Source organism: Thermoactinospora rubra (assembly GCF_002093975.1).
Taxonomy (GTDB): Bacteria; Actinomycetota; Actinomycetes; order Streptosporangiales; family Streptosporangiaceae; genus Nonomuraea; species Nonomuraea rubra_A.
In genome coordinates this window covers 124,163-140,768 of record NZ_KZ084333.1, presented here as the reverse complement: position 1 = coordinate 140,768, position 16,606 = coordinate 124,163, and the positions used below count along the sequence as shown (strand labels likewise).

19 protein-coding genes are annotated in these 16,606 nt (G+C 72.2%); 13 read left to right on the top strand and 6 right to left on the bottom strand.

Annotated features, from left to right (window positions below; all coding sequences use genetic code 11):
• Window positions 1-18 precede the first annotated feature (18 nt).
• The 6 genes from BSB02_RS13545 to BSB02_RS13520 are packed head-to-tail and all read left to right on the top strand — an operon-like array spanning window position 19 to window position 5,473.
• Complete coding sequence (locus tag BSB02_RS13545; protein WP_084959131.1) at window positions 19-588, top strand: flavin reductase family protein; 570 nt, start codon at window positions 19-21, stop codon at window positions 586-588.
• Window positions 588-1,694, top strand: a complete 1,107-nt coding sequence (locus BSB02_RS13540) for an acyl-CoA dehydrogenase family protein (RefSeq protein ID WP_084959130.1) — start codon at window positions 588-590, stop codon at window positions 1,692-1,694. Before BSB02_RS13545 ends, BSB02_RS13540 begins: the two co-directional genes overlap by 1 nt.
• On the top strand, window positions 1,691-2,449 hold the full coding sequence (locus BSB02_RS13535; RefSeq protein WP_143590603.1) for an SDR family oxidoreductase: 759 nt from the start codon (window positions 1,691-1,693) through the stop codon (window positions 2,447-2,449). Before BSB02_RS13540 ends, BSB02_RS13535 begins: the two co-directional genes overlap by 4 nt.
• 30 nt (window positions 2,450-2,479) lie before the next feature.
• On the top strand, window positions 2,480-3,775 hold the full coding sequence (locus BSB02_RS13530) for a DUF2252 domain-containing protein (protein WP_084959129.1): 1,296 nt from the start codon (window positions 2,480-2,482) through the stop codon (window positions 3,773-3,775).
• Window positions 3,776-3,784: 9 nt separating this feature from the next.
• Window positions 3,785-4,741 (top strand): alpha/beta hydrolase, encoded by a 957-nt coding sequence (locus BSB02_RS13525; protein WP_084959128.1) that lies wholly within the window; start codon window positions 3,785-3,787, stop codon window positions 4,739-4,741.
• Window positions 4,742-4,759: 18 nt separating this feature from the next.
• Window positions 4,760-5,473, top strand: coding sequence for an esterase family protein (locus BSB02_RS13520; RefSeq protein ID WP_084959127.1), 714 nt, complete (start codon window positions 4,760-4,762; stop codon window positions 5,471-5,473).
• A 43-nt stretch (window positions 5,474-5,516) separates the two neighbouring features.
• Here the strand turns inward: BSB02_RS13520 and BSB02_RS13515 are convergent, their stop codons facing one another.
• Window positions 5,517-6,713, bottom strand: a complete 1,197-nt coding sequence (locus tag BSB02_RS13515) for an RNA-guided endonuclease InsQ/TnpB family protein (RefSeq protein WP_084959126.1) — start codon at window positions 6,711-6,713, stop codon at window positions 5,517-5,519.
• A gap of 92 nt (window positions 6,714-6,805) precedes the next feature.
• On the opposite strand from BSB02_RS13515, the gene BSB02_RS13510 reads away from it, so the two are divergent.
• Window positions 6,806-7,993: an ATP-grasp domain-containing protein gene (locus tag BSB02_RS13510; RefSeq protein ID WP_084959125.1), complete on the top strand. Its 1,188-nt coding sequence runs from the start codon at window positions 6,806-6,808 to the stop codon at window positions 7,991-7,993.
• Window positions 7,994-8,036: 43 nt separating this feature from the next.
• A complete protein-coding gene (locus BSB02_RS13505) occupies window positions 8,037-8,783 on the top strand; it encodes an SDR family oxidoreductase (RefSeq protein ID WP_206184672.1) in 747 nt (248 codons plus the stop codon).
• On the opposite strand, the gene BSB02_RS13500 is transcribed toward BSB02_RS13505, so the two are convergent.
• The 3 genes from BSB02_RS13500 to BSB02_RS13490 all read right to left on the bottom strand — a co-directional run bounded on the left by BSB02_RS13500 (window position 8,773) and on the right by BSB02_RS13490 (window position 11,474).
• Window positions 8,773-10,077 carry an FAD-binding oxidoreductase gene (locus BSB02_RS13500; RefSeq protein ID WP_084959123.1) on the bottom strand — a complete coding sequence of 435 codons (1,305 nt, stop codon included), beginning with the start codon at window positions 10,075-10,077 and terminating at the stop codon, window positions 8,773-8,775. The two genes, BSB02_RS13505 and BSB02_RS13500, sit on opposite strands and share 11 nt — an antisense overlap.
• Window positions 10,078-10,152: 75 nt before the next feature.
• Window positions 10,153-10,605: a carboxymuconolactone decarboxylase family protein gene (locus BSB02_RS13495; protein WP_084959122.1), complete on the bottom strand. Its 453-nt coding sequence runs from the start codon at window positions 10,603-10,605 to the stop codon at window positions 10,153-10,155.
• Between the two features lie 65 nt (window positions 10,606-10,670).
• A complete protein-coding gene (locus BSB02_RS13490) occupies window positions 10,671-11,474 on the bottom strand; it encodes an ATP-grasp domain-containing protein (RefSeq protein WP_084959121.1) in 804 nt (267 codons plus the stop codon).
• A 223-nt stretch (window positions 11,475-11,697) separates the two neighbouring features.
• Between BSB02_RS13490 and BSB02_RS13485 the strand changes: the two genes are divergently transcribed.
• Together BSB02_RS13485 and BSB02_RS13480 are read left to right on the top strand one after the other, a co-directional pair.
• A complete protein-coding gene (locus tag BSB02_RS13485) occupies window positions 11,698-12,375 on the top strand; it encodes an NIPSNAP family protein (RefSeq protein ID WP_084959120.1) in 678 nt (225 codons plus the stop codon).
• A complete protein-coding gene (locus tag BSB02_RS13480; RefSeq protein WP_143590601.1) occupies window positions 12,372-12,701 on the top strand; it encodes an antibiotic biosynthesis monooxygenase family protein in 330 nt (109 codons plus the stop codon). The genes BSB02_RS13485 and BSB02_RS13480 overlap by 4 nt, the downstream gene beginning before the upstream one ends.
• On the opposite strand, the gene BSB02_RS13475 is transcribed toward BSB02_RS13480, so the two are convergent.
• Window positions 12,677-13,591, bottom strand: a complete 915-nt coding sequence (locus BSB02_RS13475; protein ID WP_084959119.1) for an SDR family oxidoreductase — start codon at window positions 13,589-13,591, stop codon at window positions 12,677-12,679. The genes BSB02_RS13480 and BSB02_RS13475 overlap by 25 nt on opposite strands.
• Window positions 13,592-13,610: 19 nt before the next feature.
• Window positions 13,611-14,351, bottom strand: coding sequence for an SDR family oxidoreductase (locus tag BSB02_RS13470; protein WP_084959118.1), 741 nt, complete (start codon window positions 14,349-14,351; stop codon window positions 13,611-13,613).
• 46 nt (window positions 14,352-14,397) lie between these two features.
• Between BSB02_RS13470 and BSB02_RS13465 the strand changes: the two genes are divergently transcribed.
• From BSB02_RS13465 to BSB02_RS13455, 3 genes are all read left to right on the top strand, one after another.
• On the top strand, window positions 14,398-15,126 hold the full coding sequence (locus tag BSB02_RS13465) for an enoyl-CoA hydratase family protein (protein ID WP_084959117.1): 729 nt from the start codon (window positions 14,398-14,400) through the stop codon (window positions 15,124-15,126).
• 47 nt (window positions 15,127-15,173) lie between these two features.
• Window positions 15,174-15,879: CoA transferase subunit A (locus BSB02_RS13460; protein ID WP_240506405.1), on the top strand; the 706-nt coding region annotated here is incomplete at its 5' end.
• On the top strand, window positions 15,866-16,585 hold the full coding sequence (locus BSB02_RS13455; RefSeq protein WP_084959115.1) for a CoA-transferase subunit beta: 720 nt from the start codon (window positions 15,866-15,868) through the stop codon (window positions 16,583-16,585). The genes BSB02_RS13460 and BSB02_RS13455, both read left to right, overlap by 14 nt.
• The last annotated feature ends 21 nt before the right edge of the window (window positions 16,586-16,606 follow it).

Sequence of the window (16,606 nt, the reverse complement as noted above, 5' to 3'; positions counted from 1 at the left end):
CGGAGGAGGAGGTGGAGGATGCGAGCCAACGGCCATCTCGACGGCCGGGTCCCCGGCGCCCTCGGCGGGCTGGACGACGGGCTGGGCGATGGGCTGGGCGATGGGCTGGATGGCCGGCGCTTCAGGTCGGTGCTGAGCCGGTTCGCCACCGGCGTGGTCGCCATCACGGCGCTCGACCCCGCCACGGGCCGCCCGTGCGGCCTGGCCGCCAACTCCTTCACCTCCGTCTCCCTCGACCCGCCGCTGGTGGCCTTCTGCGTCGCCTACACCAGCACCAGCTGGCCGCGCGTGCGGCGGGCCGAGGTCGTCACGGTCAACGTCCTGGCCGCCGGCCAGCAGCAGGTCTGCGCCCAGCTCGCGGCCAGGGGCGGCGACAAGTTCGCCGGGCTGACCTGGACCGTCTCCCCCGGCGGCAACCCCGTGCTCGACGGCGCGCTGGCCTGGATCGACTGCGCCATCGAGGCCGAGCACCCGGCCGGCGACCACGTCATCGTCGTGGCCCGCGTGCGGCAGCTGGACACCCACGCCGACGGCGGCCCCCTCGTCTTCTTCCGCGGCCTGTACGGAAGCTTCAGCGGAGCCGTCTGATGGGGCTGCGCGAGGAGGCCCGCGCCTGGCTGGAGGAGGCGCTCAGCGGCGAGTTCGCGCACGCCCGCGGCCTGGGCGGGCCCGGGCGCGAGCATGAGGGTTTCGAGGTGCGCCGGGCGTGGGAGCGCCACCTGGGCAAGGCGGGCTGGACGTGCCTGGGCTGGCCGGTCGAGTACGGCGGGCGCGCCGCCTCCCTGGCCGACCAGGTCGCCTTCCACGAGGAGTACGCCAGGGCCGACGCCCCGGCCCGGGTGGGCCACATCGGCGAGAACCTGCTGGGCCCGACCCTCCTCGACCACGGCACCGAGGAGCAGCGGCGCCGCTTCCTGCCGCCGATCCAGCGCGGGGAGGAGCTGTGGTGCCAGGGCTACTCCGAGCCGGAGGCCGGATCGGACCTGGCCAACGTCCAGACCCGGGCGGTGCTCGACGGCTCGGACTGGGTGGTCACCGGCCAGAAGGTGTGGACGTCCCTGGCGCACGTCGCCGACTGGATCTTCGTGCTGTGCCGTACCGAACCGGGATCCACCCGGCACCGCGGCCTGTCCTACCTCCTGGTGCCGATGGACCGGCCGGGCGTCGAGGTGCGGCCGATCGTCCAGCTGACGGGCACCTCGGAGTTCAACGAGGTGTTCTTCGACGGCGCGCGCACCGACGCCGCCAACATCGTGGGCGCCCCGGGCGAGGGCTGGAAGATCGCCATGGCCACGCTCGGCTACGAGCGCGGCGTGTCCACCCTCGGCCAGCAGATCGGCTTCCGGCGGGAGCTGGACAAGGTGGTCGCGAAGGCCCGCGAGACCGGCGCCTTCGAGGATCCCGTGCTGCGCGACCGGCTGGTCCGCTCGTGGCTGGAGCTGGAGATCATGCGCTACACCGCCCTGCGCGACCCGCAGTCGCCCATCACCAAGCTCTACTGGTCGGAGTGGCATCGCAGGCTCGGCGAGCTGGCGCAGGCGGTGCAGGGCAAGGCCGGGCTGGTGGCCGAAGGCGGCGAGCTGAACGAGCTGCAGCGGCTGTACCTGTTCAGCCGCGCGGACACCATCTACGCCGGATCCAGCGAGATCCAGCGCACCCTCATCGCCGAGCGGGTGCTGGGGTTGCCGAAGTGAGGTCCCACGGCCTGCTGGAGGGCAAGACCGTGCTGGTCACGGCCGCGGCCGGGGCGGGCATCGGCTACGCCACGGCCCGGCGCTGCGCCGAGGAGGGCGCCACCGTCGCCATCGCCGACCGCCACGAGCGCCGCCTGGCCGAGGCGGCCTCCTCGCTGAAGGAGCTCACCGGGGCCGAGCCGCTGGCCGTACCGTGCGACGTCACCTCCGAGGAGCAGGTGCAGGCCATGATCCAGGCGGTGACCGGCGCCTGCGGCCGGCTGGACGTGCTGGTCAACAACGCCGGCCTCGGCGGCACGGCGGATCTGGTCGACATGACCGACGAGCAGTGGCACGCCGTGCTGGACGTCACGCTGACCGGCACCATGCGCTGCACCCGGGCGGCGCTGCGCGCGATGATCCCCCGGCGCTCCGGCGTGATCGTCAACAACGCCTCGGTCGTCGGCTGGCGCGCCCAGCGCGGGCAGGCCCACTACGCCGCCGCCAAGGCCGGGGTGATGGCGCTGACCAGGTGCGCGGCGATGGAGGCCGCGCCGTACGGGATCAGGGTCAACGCCGTGGCGCCCTCGCTGGCGATGCACCCCTTCCTGGAGAAGGTCACCTCCCCCGAGCTGCTGGCCGAGCTGACGGCCAGGGAGGCGTTCGGGCGGGCGGCCGAGCCATGGGAGGTGGCCAACGTCATCGTCTTCCTGGCCGGCGACTACTCCGGCTACATGACGGGCGAGGTGGTGTCGGTCTCCAGCCAGCACCCGTGACAGGCACGCCCGCGCGGCCTACGGTGAGTCATGAGCGACCGTGAGTCGTATGTGCTGGACGTGCTGATGACGGAGTTCGGCGACTCCATCAGGCGCGATCCGGCCGCCTTCGGGCGCAAGTTCAGGAAGATGGCCGCCTCGCCGTTCGCCTTCTACCGCGGCAGCGCGTGCCTGTTCTACGCCGACATGACCGGGCCGTACGCCGACGACGCCTTCACCGACGAGCGGACCCGCCGGGTGTGGATCCACGGCGACCTGCACGCCGAGAACTTCGGCACCTACATGAACGCCTCCGGCGTGCTGGTGTTCAACGTCAACGACTTCGACGAGGCGTACGTCGGCCCCTACATCTGGGACCTGCGGCGCCTGGCGGCCAGCGTCGCGCTGATCGGGTACGCCAAGGCCCTGTCGGACGCCGCCATCTCCGGGCTGGTCGGCCAGTTCGCCCGGGCGTACCTGGCCGAGCTGGCCGGCATCGCCGCGGGCGGGGACGACGCGATCGGCTCGCTCACGCTGGAGACCACCACGGGCGTGCTGCACCGGGTGCTGCAGACCGCGCGGCTGCGCACGAGGGTGGCCATGCTCGACGTCGAGACCGCCGTCCACGGCTACGACCGGCGGTTCGCGGCCGTCGAGGGCCGCGAGCGGGTCTCCCCCGAGACCCGCGAGGAGGTGCTGGCCGCGTTCGAGGCGTACCTGCGCACGCTGCCCACCCCCTCCAGCCCGGTGGAGCACACGGTCAAGGACGTGGCGCTGCGCAAGGGCGTCGGCATCGGCTCTGCCGGGCTGCCCTCCTACAACCTGCTGCTCGAAGGCCACACGCAGGCGCTGGAGAACGACGTCATCCTCTACATGAAGCAGGCGCAGGTCCCCGCGGTGGCCAGGCACATCGCCGACGAGCGGGTGAGCGGCTACTTCCTGCACCAGGGGCACCGCACCGCCGAGTCGCAGCGCGCCCTGCAGGCCTACGCCGACCCATGGCTGGGATACACCACGCTGGACGGGGTAGGGCAGCTGGTGGCCGAGGTCTCACCGTACTCCGCCGACCTGGACTGGGACGAGGTCAACGAGCCCGAGGAGCTCACCTCGATCATGCGGGACCTCGGCAGGGCCGTGGCGCGCATGCACTCGGTCGCCGACGACGAGTCCAGCCACGACCTGGTGGACTTCTCCACCGAGGAGGCGATCGTGGCCGTCATCGGGCCGGACCGGGAGGGATTCGCCGAGACCCTGGTCGGCTTCGCGCACCGCTACGGCGACCAGGCCCGGCGGGACCACCGGCTGTTCGTCGACCTGTTCAGGAACGGGCGCGTGCCCGGGCTGTGAGCGAGGCCGATGCTGACGTTCCGCTTCGAGGACCGCGGCCGGCTCGCGGGGGTCCGCCTCTACCAGGAGGTGGGGCTGGAGGAGGTCGACTTCCGGCCCGTGCCCGGCGGCTGGGAGCTGACCGTGCCGCGCCCCGCCGTGCACCGCATGGAGTACCTCTTCGAGCTGCTGCACCGCGACGGCCGCCGGGAGACCGTGCTCGACCCCGGCAACCCGCGCCGGGTCGCGGGCGTGTTCGGCGACAAGAGCGTCATCGAGTTCCCCGAGTACTCCCCGCCCGGCTGGCTCACCGCGCCGGTCGCGCCCGGCGAGTACGCCACCGACCTGCCGGGCGTCACGCTGTGGGCGCCCGCGGACGGCTCCGGCGCCCTGCCGCTGCTGCTGGTCCACGACGGGCCCGAGTACGACGCCCTGGCCTGCCTGACCCGCTACCTGGCCGCGGGCCTGGAGGGCGGCTGGCTGCCGCCGGTGCGGGCCGGGCTGCTGCATCCCGGCGACCGCAACGCCACCTACTCGGCCGACGACAGCTACGCCGACTCCCTGGCGGCGCTGACCGCGAAGATCCCCGCCACGGTCCGGGTCGGCATGGGCACCAGCCTGGGCGCGCTGGCCATGCTCCACGCCCACCGCCGCCACCCCCGGCTGGTCGACGCGCTGTTCCTGCAGTCGGGCAGCTACTTCCACCCGCGCTTCGACTCCCACGAGCGGCGATTCCCCGGCTACGAGCCGATCGTCGCCTTCGTCCGCTCGGTCCTGGAAGGTACGGCACATCGGCCGGTCCCGACGGTCATGACCTGCGGCGCGATCGAGGAGAACATCCACAACAACCGCCTCATGGCCGCCGCCCTGCGTGCGCAGGGATACCCGGTGACATTCCGGGAAGTGCCAGATGTGCACAACTACACCGGATGGCGGGACGCCTTCCACCCCCACCTGACGCGGCTGCTGCGGGAGGTGTGCCCATGACCTCGGGAACGCGCGCCGATGAGACGTGACCTGGCCGACGGCCTGCTCGCCTACGGGCACTGGGGACGCCCCATGCTGGTCTTCCCCAGCGAGCAGGGCCACGCGGGCGACTTCGAGGCCAACGGCATGCTCGCCGCCGTCTCCGACCTGGTCGAGGCGGGCCGCGTCAAGATCTACTGCGTGCCCAGCAACGACGCCGCCAGCTGGTCCAACCGGCACATCCCGCTGGAGGAGCGGGCGAAGGCCCACGAGCCCTACGAGCGGTGGATCCTGGAGCGGGTCGTCCCGGCCGTCCACGCCGACTGCGGCGGGCCCCAGGAGATCATCGCCTTCGGCTGCAGCCTCGGCGCCTTCCACGCCGCCAACTTCGCGCTCAAGCGGGCCGACCTGTTCCCCCTGGCCATCTGCCTGTCGGGCACCTACGACCCGTCCCAGTGGCACGGCTGGGGCGAGCGGGGCGAGTCGGCGTACTTCAACAACCCTCTGGACTACGTTCCCCACCTGCACGGCGACCACCTGGAGTGGCTGCGCGGGCGGGTCAGCCTCCTGCTGGTCTGCGGCCAGGGCCAGTGGGAGGACACCACCGGGGCGCTGGAGAGCACCCGGCGCCTGGCCGCGCTCCTGGCCGAGAAGGGCATCCGGTACGAGCTGGACCTGTGGGGACACGACGTGCCGCACGACTGGCCGTCCTGGCGGGCCCAGCTCGCTCACCACCTGCGGAGATTCGTTTGACGTCCTCCCCCTCGTGAATGAGGGGGATTCCAACCCGTCAGCTCTACGTCGAGAGGAGGACAGGTTGAGGTTCGCGGTGCACCGGCCCGCCATCGCATGGCCCTTCCCGCGCAGACACGGCACGCCCTGCCGCCAGCTCGATGTTCCTGGCCGCGTTCACATCAGCATGTGCGGCGTAGCCGCAGGACCGGCAGGCGAAGACGGCTTGGCTCTTGCGCGCCTTCGCATCCACGATCCCGCACGCCGAGCACCGCTGACTCGTGAAACGCGGGCTGACCTTGACCACCCGTCCGGGTGCCTTGTGCTCCAGCCGGGCCACCAGCAGGCCCCACCCGGACGCAAGGATGCCCCGGTTCAACCCGGCCTTGGCCACAACGTTCCGGCCGGGCACCTCCACGCTGCCGCGCGCCGACCGGGTCATGCCCCGAATGTTGAGATCCTCGACGGCGATCACGTCGAAGCGACGGGCCAGATCGGTGCTGGTCTTCTCCACCCAGTCCTTTCGCCGGTCGGCCTCCCGCGCCCGCAGCCGGGCGATCGCGAGTTTGACCTTGGCGCGACGGCGGGAGCCGTGCCTGGCCCGAGACAGCTTGCGCTGCAACATGCACAGCCGCTTGGCCTCGGCGGGGCGCAGGCCGGGAGCGTGCAGCAGCTCGCCGGTGGACAGGGTGGCGGAGACGGCCACCCCGCGGTCCACGCCGACGCTCTGGCCGTTACCGGGAGCTGGGGTCGGCTCCGGCACGGCGGCGAAGGCGACATGCCAACGCCCCGCCCGGTCACGGGTGACACGGTAGGACTTCACCCCGTCCGGGATGGGGCGCGACCAGCGCAACCGCACCCACCCCACCTTCGGGATCCTCACCTCGCCCACCTGGCGCGACAGGCGACGCACATCCCACTGCCGTCCCCGCACCCCGACGATGCGGAACCCCTCGTGCCGCCCGGCCTTGCGCCAGCTCGGCCTGCCGTGTGTCCCGTTGAAGAAGTCGGCCATGGCCTGGGCGAAGTCCCGCAGCGCCTGCTGCTGCACGGTGTGCGACCCGGCGGCCAGCCAGGCGAACGCCGCACGCGCCTCGGTCAGCTGACGCGACTGCTCGGCGTAGCCCGGCGCGCCGGCGCGTCCCGGCCGCCAATGGCTGTGCTGCTCCACCGCCAGATTCCACACAAACCTGGCGTGCGCGCAGTGCTCCAGCAACGCCGCCTCTTGGGCAGGCGTCGGCTGAAGACGGAACCGGGGCACGCGATCAACCTAGCCAATCACACCGACAATTCCGAGGGAGGGAGGGGCGTGCTTCTCCGTCTGAAGGCGGAGAAGCACGCCCCAGAGATTCGATGACATACCTGGTCGGGTTGCTGCTGGGCACGGAAGAGGACTGGCCCACCGCGTTCGAGACGATCGTGCGGCGCGGGGTGCCGGAGTTCGAGGTGGAGCGCGTCACGATCGAGCCGTTCAACCTGCGCGCCAAGCCGCGGCACGACGTGGTGATCGACCGGCTCGCGTACTGGTACTACCACCCGCGCGAGTGGCTGAAGAAGATCGCCATGATGGACGACGTCTACGTCCTCAACAGCCCCTTCACCTTCCAGGCCATGGAGAAGCACACCGCCTACTGCGCGATGATGCGGCTCGGGCTCAAGGTGCCCGACACGGTGCTGGTGCCGTACAAGAACCCGCTCGACAACGCGCGGTACGCCTACACGGCGGCCCGCTACAACCGGCCCTTCGACCTGGACGCGATCGCCGAGTCCCTGGGCTACCCGCTGATCATGAAGCCCTACGACGGCGGGGCCTGGCGCGGGGTCTCCCTGGTGCGCACGCCCGAGGAGCTGCACGCCGCCTACGACGCCAGCGGCGAGATGCTCATGCACCTGCAGAAGGCGGTCGAGGACTACGACGCCTTCGCCCGGTCGCTGTCGATCGGCGCGGAGACCATGGTCATGAAGTTCCAGCCCGAGCAGCCCATGCACTCCCGCTACGCCGTCGACCACTCCTTCCTGTCGCCCGAGGTCGGCGAGGAGGTGGTGACCATCTCGCGGCTGGTCAACGCCTTCTTCCGGTGGGAGTTCAACTCGTGCGAGTCGCTGGTCAAGGGCTCGGACGTGCACCCGATCGACTACGCCAACGCCTGTCCCGACGTGGCGCTCACCAGCCTGCACTACTACTTCCCGTGGGCGATCAAGACGCTGGTCAAGTGGGTCGTGTTCTGCGCGGAGAGCGGGCGGCGGCCGCGCATCGACCTGGACACGCGCGAGTACTTCGCGGTCGAGGGATCCTACGGCGAGCGCCTCGCGGCCTACCGGAAGCTGGCCGACGACTACTTCGAGGTCGACCGGTACCACGAGTTCTGCGCGACGCGGCTGCCGCACCTGGACGAGGTGGTGCTGGAGTGGGTGGCCGGGCCGGACTTCGACCGGCTGCTCGTGGACACCGTGCGGGCCACCTATCCCCCGCACGAGCACGAGCGCTTCGTGGCTCACTTCCGCGGGCTGCTGGCGCTGTGGGTGAAGGATCAGGGCTGACCAGGCTGGAAACCGACCGGTTGGTATGGCATGCTGCCTGGGCATGAGCCTGTTCTCCGTGGAAGGCAAGACCGTCGTCGTCACCGGCGGCTCGCGTGGCATCGGCCGGATGATCGCCCAGGGGTTCGCCGACGGCGGCGCCACCGTCTTCATCTCCGCCCGCAAGGCGCACGAGGTCGCTCGGGCCGCCGAGGAGCTGGGCTGCGTCGGCGTGCCCGCCGACCTGTCCACCGCCGCCGGGATCGACACCCTGCTGGACGAGCTGCCCGAGCAAGTGGACGTCCTGGTCAACAACGCCGGGGCGACGTGGGGAGCGCCGCTGGAGGACTTCCCCGAGCACGCCTTCGACAAGCTCTGGAACATCAACGTCAAGGGCGTGTTCTACCTGACCACGAAGCTGCTGCCGCGGCTGCGCAAGTCGGCGACGCCCGAGGACCCGGCACGGGTCATCAACATCGGCTCGGTGGACGGCATCCGCGTGCCGTCGATCGAGAACTACCCCTACTCGGCCTCCAAGGCGGGGGTGCACATGCTCACCCGCCACCTCGCCAGGCAGCTGGCCGGCGAGCACATCACCGTCAACGCCATCGCGCCGGGCCCCTTCGAGTCGAAGATGATGGCCTTCGCCCTGGACGACCCGGAGGCGCGGCGGATGGTGGCGGCGAGCGTGCCGCTGGGCAGGATCGGCCGCCCCGACGACATGGCCGGGGCGGCGATCTTCCTGGCCTCCCGTGCCGGCGCCTACCTGACCGGCGCGGTGATCCCGGTGGACGGCGGCATCACGGCCTGACCGGGAAGTTCGCGCGCAGGACGGTACGCGGGTCGCGGGCCTGCTTGACCTCGCGCAACCGCGCGAGCGTGCCCGGCGCGAAGGCCTGCGCGGCGCTCTCCCCTGCGGCCAGGAAGGTGTACGGCTTGCGCCCCGACACCGCCCCGCCCAGCGCGGCCACCAGCTCGGCCTGCCGGGCCGCCACCGCGGGCGCCAGGGGCGGGATGCCCAGGCCGAACAGGTTGAGCAGGTACGGCTCGGCCACCGGATCGGCGGCGCCCGTGCCGGGCTCGGCCAGAGCGCCGCCGAGGTGGCGGAGCTGGACGCTGATGAGCGGGTCGATCGGCCCGTCCAGCAGCGTGTCGAGCGTGGCGTCGTCCAGGCCGGTCAGCAGCTCGACGCGGGAGGCGACCGGGCTGGGGTCGACCGGCTCGGCGGCGATGTCGCCCAGGTCGGCCACGGCGATCACGCCGCGCGTGTCGGCGACCGCGCCGTCGATCTTGTCCAGCCGGGACAGCAGCGCCCTGCCCTCCTCGGGCTCGCCCAGGTAGGCGACGTTGATCACGACCATCGGGGGCGCCTGGGGGGCCTCCACGCGGCTGACCCACAGCGACAGCTCGGGCGGCGCCTCCTCGGTCAGGTGCCTGAAGGCCTCCACCACCTCGCGCGTCCTGTCACCCGGCCAGGCGACGCGCCCGCCGTACACGACCGGCGCGGGGTAGAGGCCGATCTCGACGGTGGTGACGACCGCGTAGTCGCCGCCCCCGCCGCGCAGGGCCCAGAACAGGTCGGGGTCGGACTCGGCCGTCACGCGGACCTCGCGGCCGTCGGCGTCCACGGCTTCGAACGCGCGGACGCTGTCGGCGGCCCAGCCGTACCGGCGGCCGAACCAGCTCAGCCCGCCGCCGAGCGTGTAGCCGACGACGCTCACGGCCGGGGTGCTGCCGGCCAGGCCGGTCAGCCCGTGGGCGCCGGCCTCGGCCTGGACGCGCCCCCACATGACGCCCGCGCCGACGCGGGCGACGCACCGGCCGGGGTCGACCTCCAGGGCGTCCAGGCGGGCGGTGCGCAGCAGGATCACGCCCTCGGTGTCGCCGGGGGCGCCGTGGCCGCTCGGCTGGGCGGCGACGGTCAGGCCGGCGTCGCGGGCGAAGCGGACCAGGGCGGCCACGTCGGCGGCGTCGGCGGCCTCGACCACGGCCGCCACGGGCTGGGCGACTGAGAGGTTCCACGGCTTGGCGGCCTGGTCGAACCCGTCGTCGCCGGGGAGCAGGACGCGGCCGGTGACGGCGGTGCGCAGATCGGTGAAGGGCATCAGAATTCCTCGCATGGTGAATTTAGCGGGCCAGCTGAGGCCCGCCTCGGCTGTCTCGGCTTTCTCGGAAGGGTGCTACCAGGCCGCGCCGGCGACCTGCCGGGTGGCGGCGTTGAGCCGGTTCCACAGGTTGACGGTGGCGATCGCCATGATGAGCGCGGCGAGCTCCTGCTCGCTGTAGTGGTCGGCGGCCTCGTCCCAGACCTCGTCGCCGACCGTGCCGCCGTCGGCCAGCCTCGTGACGGCCTCGGCCAGGGCGAGGGCGGCGCGCTCGGCGTCGGTGAAGTACGGCGCCTCGCGCCAGGCGGCCACGGCGAACAGCCGCTCGTCGCTCTCGCCTTCCTTGCGCAGGTCCTTGGCGTGCATGTCGACGCACACGCTGCAACCGTTGATCTGGCTGGCGCGCAGCAGCACCAGGTCCAGCGTCGCCTTCGGCACCCCGGCCTGCCTCATGGCCTTGTCCAGGCCCATCAGCGCCTGCATCGCGCCGGGCAGGACCAGGGCGGGGTTGTTCATCCGGGCTTGCATCGTCTTCTCCCCTCAGAGCGGTTCGTCACCGACATGACGGATCCCGAGGGAGAAGTGTGACCGCGCTAGATCAGCTCGCTGAGCGCGCGGGCGAAGTCGCCGGCCGCGGCGCCCTCGCGCAGGTACAGGTAGGGCTCGGTCAGCTCCAGCTCGATGACCGCGGGCGTGCCGTCGGGTAGCCGGACCAGGTCGACGCGGGCGTAGAGAAGGGCTCGGGGGATGGCGGCAAGCACCTTCTCGGCCAGCTCGACCTGGTCCGGGGCTGGGTCGCGCAACTGCGCCAGTCGGTTGTCCCGCTTGGTCTCGCCGTGGGCCAGCATGGGCGTGCGGCGGACGGTGTGGCTCAGGCGTCCGTTGAAGTACAGCAGTGAGGTCTCGCCCTCGTCCTCCACCATGGCCAGGTACGGCTGGACCATGGGGGTGCGCCCGGACGCCTCCAGCCGGGCGGCGTGCGCGGCGGCGGCCTGCCGGTCGGCGGTGCGGACGGTGTCGCGGGCGCCGGCGGAGACGGTGGGCTTGACGACGTACTCGGGCCAGTCGGGCAGATCGGTGCTCGACCAGTGGGTGGGGACGATGGGGACCTCGAGGGTCCGCAGGTAGGTCTTGTCGGTGTTGGCGGCGATGACGTCGGCGGGGTTCAGCAGGCGCGTGACGGCGGAGACGCGCCGGGTCCAGTCGAGGAACTCCTCACGCCGGTCCACGTAGTCCCACGTCGAGCGCACCACGACGGCGTCGAAGGCGCTCCAGTCGGCGTCGGGGTCGTCCCAGCGCACGGCCCGGCCTTCGATGCCGACCTCGCCCCAGGCCTCGATCGCGAGCTCCTTCTCGTCGTCAGGACCCTCATAAGTCGCATAAGCACATAGAGTCACACATTCGATGATATTTCCCGCTTCTTTACCCGCTCCCCGCGCACCCGCTCCGGGAGTCAGGGGCTGGACGGCTCCGGCCCCTTTGGCTCGGGTTGACCTCGAAGGCCGAAGTCAAAGCGATCATATAACTGACAGTCACTAAATGGCAGCTCTCAGTAATAAGAACTTTCTTCGGTCGAGACACTGTCACAACATGTCAGCGATATGCGCTTACCGTCCCCGCATGATCTATGAGCTTCGTCAGTACACCCTGCGGCCCGGGGTGCGCGACGCCTTCGTCGAGCTCTTCGAGCGCGAGATGATCGACGGCCAGGAGGAGGCGGGGATCTCGGTCCCGGGGGTCTTCGTCGACGTCGATCGGCCGGACATGTTCGTGTGGATGCGGAAATTTCCTGACATGGAGTCCCGCCGCCTCGCCCTCGAAGCCTTCTACTTCCACAGCCCGGTCTGGAGGGCCCACCGCGACGAGGCGAACTCCATGATGATCGACTCCGACGACGTCCTCCTCCTCCACCCGGTGCAGGACCCGTCCGAGCACCCGGCCGGGCACCCGGCCGAGGCCGCGCCGCCGTACCGCCACGAGTTCTCCGGCTCCGCGGACCGCCACGCGCTCTACGTGGCCACCGTCTGCCCCGTCAAGCCGGGCTTCCCCGCCGCCCAGGCGGCACGCGAACTCGGCGCCGTCGCGGCCTTCGAGACCGAGCACGCCGAGAACACCTTCCCCAGGCTGCCGGTCAGGGCCGGCGAGAACGTCTTCGTGTGGTTCGCCCTCTTCGAGCGAGCCGCCGGCGAGGATCCGGCGATGCCCACCGGCCCGGCGATGCCCGGCCTCGGCGACTGGCTCACCGCTCCCCCGCAGCGGCTGCGCCTGGCCCCCACGCCTCGATCGGCCCTGCGGTGACCGGCCCGTTCGCCCCGCCGTACCACCTGGCGGTCTTCGTGAGCCGCCGCACGGGCGAGGACGCCGAGGGGTACGGCGAGACCGCGCGCCTCATGCTGGAGCTGGCCGCCGGGCAACCGGGATACCTGGGCGTGGACTCGGTCCGGGGCGCCGACGGCCTCGGGATCACGGTGGCGTACTGGCGCGATGAGGAGTCGCTGGTCGCCTGGCGTGAGCACGCTCAGCACGCGGTGGCCAGGCGGACCGGGCGGGAGAGGTGGTACGAGGAGTTCGTGGTCCACGTGGCGAGGGTCGAGCGGGCCTACGGGTTCACGCGCGAACCGTAGACCGGCTCGGGCTCGGGCGCGTGCTCGATCAGCTCGGCCACGGCCCCGCCCACCTCGGCCGGGTCCCAGCGCGAGCCCCGCTCGACGCGCGGGCCGTGCCGCCAGCCGGTGGCCAGCGAGATGACGCCGCCCTCCACCTCGAAGACGCGGCCGGTCACGTGCCCGGACGCCGCCGAGCCGAGCCACACGACGAGCGGCGCGACGTTCGCCGGGTCCATCGCGTCGAACCCCTCGCCGGGAGCGGCCATGGCCTCGGCGAAGACCTCCTCGGTCATGCGGGTGCGCGCGGCGGGGGCGATGGCGTTGACGGTGACGCCGTAGCGGCCCAGCTCGGCGGCGGCCACCAGGGTGAGCGCCGCGATCCCGGCCTTGGCGGCGGCGTAGTTGCCCTGGCCGACGCTGCCCATGAGCCCGGCTCCCGAGGAGGTGTTGATCACCCTGGCGGCGACCGGCCCGCCGCTCTTGGCCTGCTCCCGCCAGTGCCGGGCCGCGTGGCGCAGCGGGAGGAAGTGGCCCTTGAGGTGGACTCTGATCACCTCGTCCCACTCCTGCTCGGTCATGGATACCAGCATCCGGTCGCGGAGGAACCCGGCGTTGTTCACCAGCACGTCGAGCCTGCCGTACGCGCTGAGAGCGGTCTTCACCAGGCGGGCGGCGCCGTCCCAGTCGGCGACGTCGTCGCAGTTGGCCACCGCGTCTCCGCCCATGGCCCGGATCTCCTCGACCGTCCCCAGGGCGGGCTCGCCCGACCTGCCCGAGCCGGTGCGGCCGGTGCCCAGGTCGTTGACGACCACCCTGGCGCCCTGCCGGGCGAACTCCAGGGCGTGCGCCCTGCCGATGCCGCGCCCGGCTCCCGTGACGATGACCACTCGCCCGTCGCAGATTCCCACGCGAACCTCCCGATGAGGATCATGTCGTGTCCGGGCCCGGCGGCGCCACAGCGTGCCGCCAGGCGGGCGTCTCGCCGCCGCCGTGCAGCAGGATCTGCGCGCCCGTGACGTAGGCGGCGCCCGCCAGCCACAGGCAGGCGTCGGCGACGTCCTCGGGCAGGGCCAGCCGCCCGGCCGGGACGGTCGCGCGCACCCGTTCGGCCGATCCGCCGTAGTGCTCCAGCGCGTCGGGCGTCTCGGCCAGGCCCACGACGACGGTGTTCACCCGCACGTCCGGCGCCCACTCGGCGGCCAGGCAGGCGGCCAGGTGGTGCAGGCCCGCCTTGGCCGCGCCGTACGCCGACGTGCCGGGCGACGGGCGCGTGCCGCTCGTGCTGCCGATCATGACGATCGAGCCGCGTGAGGCGGCCAGCAGCGGATGGGCCGCGCGGGACAGCAGCAGGGGCGCGACCAGGTTGAGCTCGACGACGCGCGCGTGCAGGCGGGGCGAGGCGGCGGCAAGGGGGGCGTACGGCGAGCCGCCCGCGTTGTTGACCAGCACGTCGAGCCGGTCGAGCGCGCCCACGAGCCGCTCGACGTCGGCCGGGTCGCGCACGTCGGCCTGGACGAAGCGGCCCGCGGCCGCGCCGGGCTCCTTGCGGGCGCAGACGACCACCTCGGCCCCGGCCTCGGCGAAGCCGCGGGCGATCCCCGCGCCGATGCCCCGGGTGCCGCCGGTCACGAGGACGACCTTGCCGGTGAAGTCGTAACGCGCGCTCACGGATGCTACCGTACCAAGCAAGCGTTAGGTAAACCATGGGAGCGGGATGGGAATCGAGCTGACACCCGGGCCGATCGCCGAGATCGTCATGGACGTGCCGCCGGTGAACGCGCTGACCGTGCGCGGCTGGCACGACCTGGCGCGAGCCGTACGGCAGGCGGGCGAGGACCCCGCGACGCGCGTCGTGGTCCTGCGCGGCGAGGGCCGGGGGTTCAACGCCGGGGTGGACATCAAGGAGATGCAGTCAGATCGCGGGCACGCCGTCCTGGTCGGCGCGAACCGCGGGTGCTTCGCGGCGTTCGCGGCGGTCTACGAGTGCGAGGTGCCGGTGATCGCGGCCGTGCACGGGCACTGCCTGGGCGGCGGCGTGGGCCTGGCGGGCAACGCGGACATCGTGGTGGCCGGCGACGACGCCTACTTCGGCCTGCCGGAGGTGGACAGGGGCGCCCTGGGCGCGGCCACGCACCTGGCCCGGCTCGTCCCCCAGCACCTCATGCGCGCCATGGTCTACACCTGCCGCAACGTCACCGCCCAGGAACTGCACGCCTTCGGCTCGGTGCTGCGGGTCACCTCCAAAGACAAGCTGCGCGAGGCGGCGTTCGAGGTGGCCGCGCAGATCGCGGGCAAGGACCCCTACGTCATCCGCCGCGCCAAGGAGTCGCTCAACGGCATCGACCCGGTGGACGTCAGGCGCAGCTACCGCTTCGAGCAGGGCTTCACCTTCGAGCTCAACCTCATGGGCAAGGGCGAGGAGCACAGGAGGCGGTTCGGGTGAGCCGGGCGGGCAAGGTCATGCCGGTCGAGGAGGTCGTCGCCGGGCTNGCGGCAAAAGCCGATGGCGCTGATCGGCGGCATCCTCCGCTCGCCGCTGAAGGACCTGACGGTCATCTCGTACGGCGGGCCGGACGTGGGGCTGCTGTGCGCGGCCGGCAAGGTGCGCCGGGTGGTCGCCCCGTTCGTGACGCTCGACACGATCCCGCTGGAGCCGCACTTCCGCAGGGCCAGGCAGGAGGGGCTGGTCGAGCTCACCGAGTACGACGAGGGCATGTTCATGTTCGGGCTGCTGGCGGCGGCGCACCGGCTGCCCTTCCTGCCCACGCGGGCCGGGCTCGGGTCCGACGTGATGCGGATCAACCCGGGCCTGCGCACGGTGCGCTCGCCGTACACCGACGAGGAGCTCGTCGCGGTGCCCGCGCTGGCCATGGACGTCGCGCTCGTCCACCTCAACCGGGCCGACGCGCGCGGCAACGCCCAGTACCTCGGCCCCGACCCCTACTTCGACGACCTCTACGCCAAGGCCGCCGCCAGGACTTACGTCTCGTGCGAGCGCATCGTGGACACCGCGGAGCTGCTGAAGGAGGGGCCGTTGCAGTCGTTGCTGATCAGCCGGTCGATGGTGACCGGCGTGGTGGAGGCGCCCGGCGGGGCGTGGTTCACCGGCTGCGAGCCGGACTACGGCAGGGACGAGGCGCTCCAGCGCCGCTACGCCACCGTCCCCTGGCAGGAGTTCGTCGATGAGCAGGGCTGACGTGTGCGTGGTCGCCCTGGCGGAGGCGTTCAGGGGCGACGGCGAGATCCTCGCGGCCGGGGTCGGCGGGCCGATCACCATGCTGGCGGCCCGCCTGGCGCGGCTGACGTTCGAGCCCGACCTGCTGACCAGCGACGGCACGTGCCTGCTGACCGGCGACGTCCCGCCCCTGGGCGCGGCGCCCGAGGTCGTCGAGGGCTGGCTGCCCTTCCGCGAGCACCTGTGGCTCGTGCTCAACGGCCGCCGCCACGTCATGCTCGGGGCCTCGCAGATCGACCGGTACGGCAACACCAACATCTCGTGCATCGGCGACTGGGCCCGGCCGACCTCACAGCTGCTCGGCGTGCGCGGCGCGCCGGGGAACACGCTGTGTGACCCCACCAGCTACTGGATCCCGCGGCACTCGCCGCGCGTGTTCGTGGAGAAGGTGGACCTCGTCAGCGGCCTGGGCACCGACCGGGGCGCCTTCGACCTGCGGCGGGTGGTGACGAACCTGGCGGTGCTGGACTTCGGCGGCCCCGGCCGGTCGATGCGGCTGGTGTCGGTGCATCCGGGGGTGAGCGTGGCGGAGGTACGGCAGGCGACCGGGTTCCCGCTGGCCATACCGGAGGCGGTGCCCGAGACGCGGCAGCCGGCGGGCGAGGAGCTGGAGGCGCTGGCGCGGCTGGACCCCGGCGGGCTGCGCGAGCGTGAGGTGCCGGGATGAGGACGGCGAGATGAGGACGGC

Bases quoted from the DNA above. Each gene is read 5' to 3' on its own strand.
- BSB02_RS13545 (WP_084959131.1), top strand. From the start codon at position 19: ATGCGAGCCAACGGCCATCTCGACGGCCGGGTCCCCGGCGCCCTCGGC.
- BSB02_RS13540 (WP_084959130.1), top strand. From the start codon at position 588: ATGGGGCTGCGCGAGGAGGCCCGCGCCTGGCTGGAGGAGGCGCTCAGC.
- BSB02_RS13530 (WP_084959129.1), top strand. From the start codon at position 2,480: ATGAGCGACCGTGAGTCGTATGTGCTGGACGTGCTGATGACGGAGTTC.
- BSB02_RS13525 (WP_084959128.1), top strand. From the start codon at position 3,785: ATGCTGACGTTCCGCTTCGAGGACCGCGGCCGGCTCGCGGGGGTCCGC.
- BSB02_RS13520 (WP_084959127.1), top strand. From the start codon at position 4,760: ATGAGACGTGACCTGGCCGACGGCCTGCTCGCCTACGGGCACTGGGGA.
- BSB02_RS13510 (WP_084959125.1), top strand. From the start codon at position 6,806: ATGACATACCTGGTCGGGTTGCTGCTGGGCACGGAAGAGGACTGGCCC.
- BSB02_RS13505 (WP_206184672.1), top strand. From the start codon at position 8,037: ATGAGCCTGTTCTCCGTGGAAGGCAAGACCGTCGTCGTCACCGGCGGC.
- BSB02_RS13500 (WP_084959123.1), bottom strand. From the start codon at position 10,077: ATGCCCTTCACCGATCTGCGCACCGCCGTCACCGGCCGCGTCCTGCTC.
- BSB02_RS13495 (WP_084959122.1), bottom strand. From the start codon at position 10,605: ATGCAAGCCCGGATGAACAACCCCGCCCTGGTCCTGCCCGGCGCGATG.
- BSB02_RS13485 (WP_084959120.1), top strand. From the start codon at position 11,698: ATGATCTATGAGCTTCGTCAGTACACCCTGCGGCCCGGGGTGCGCGAC.
- BSB02_RS13465 (WP_084959117.1), top strand. From the start codon at position 14,398: ATGGGAATCGAGCTGACACCCGGGCCGATCGCCGAGATCGTCATGGAC.
- BSB02_RS13455 (WP_084959115.1), top strand. From the start codon at position 15,866: ATGAGCAGGGCTGACGTGTGCGTGGTCGCCCTGGCGGAGGCGTTCAGG.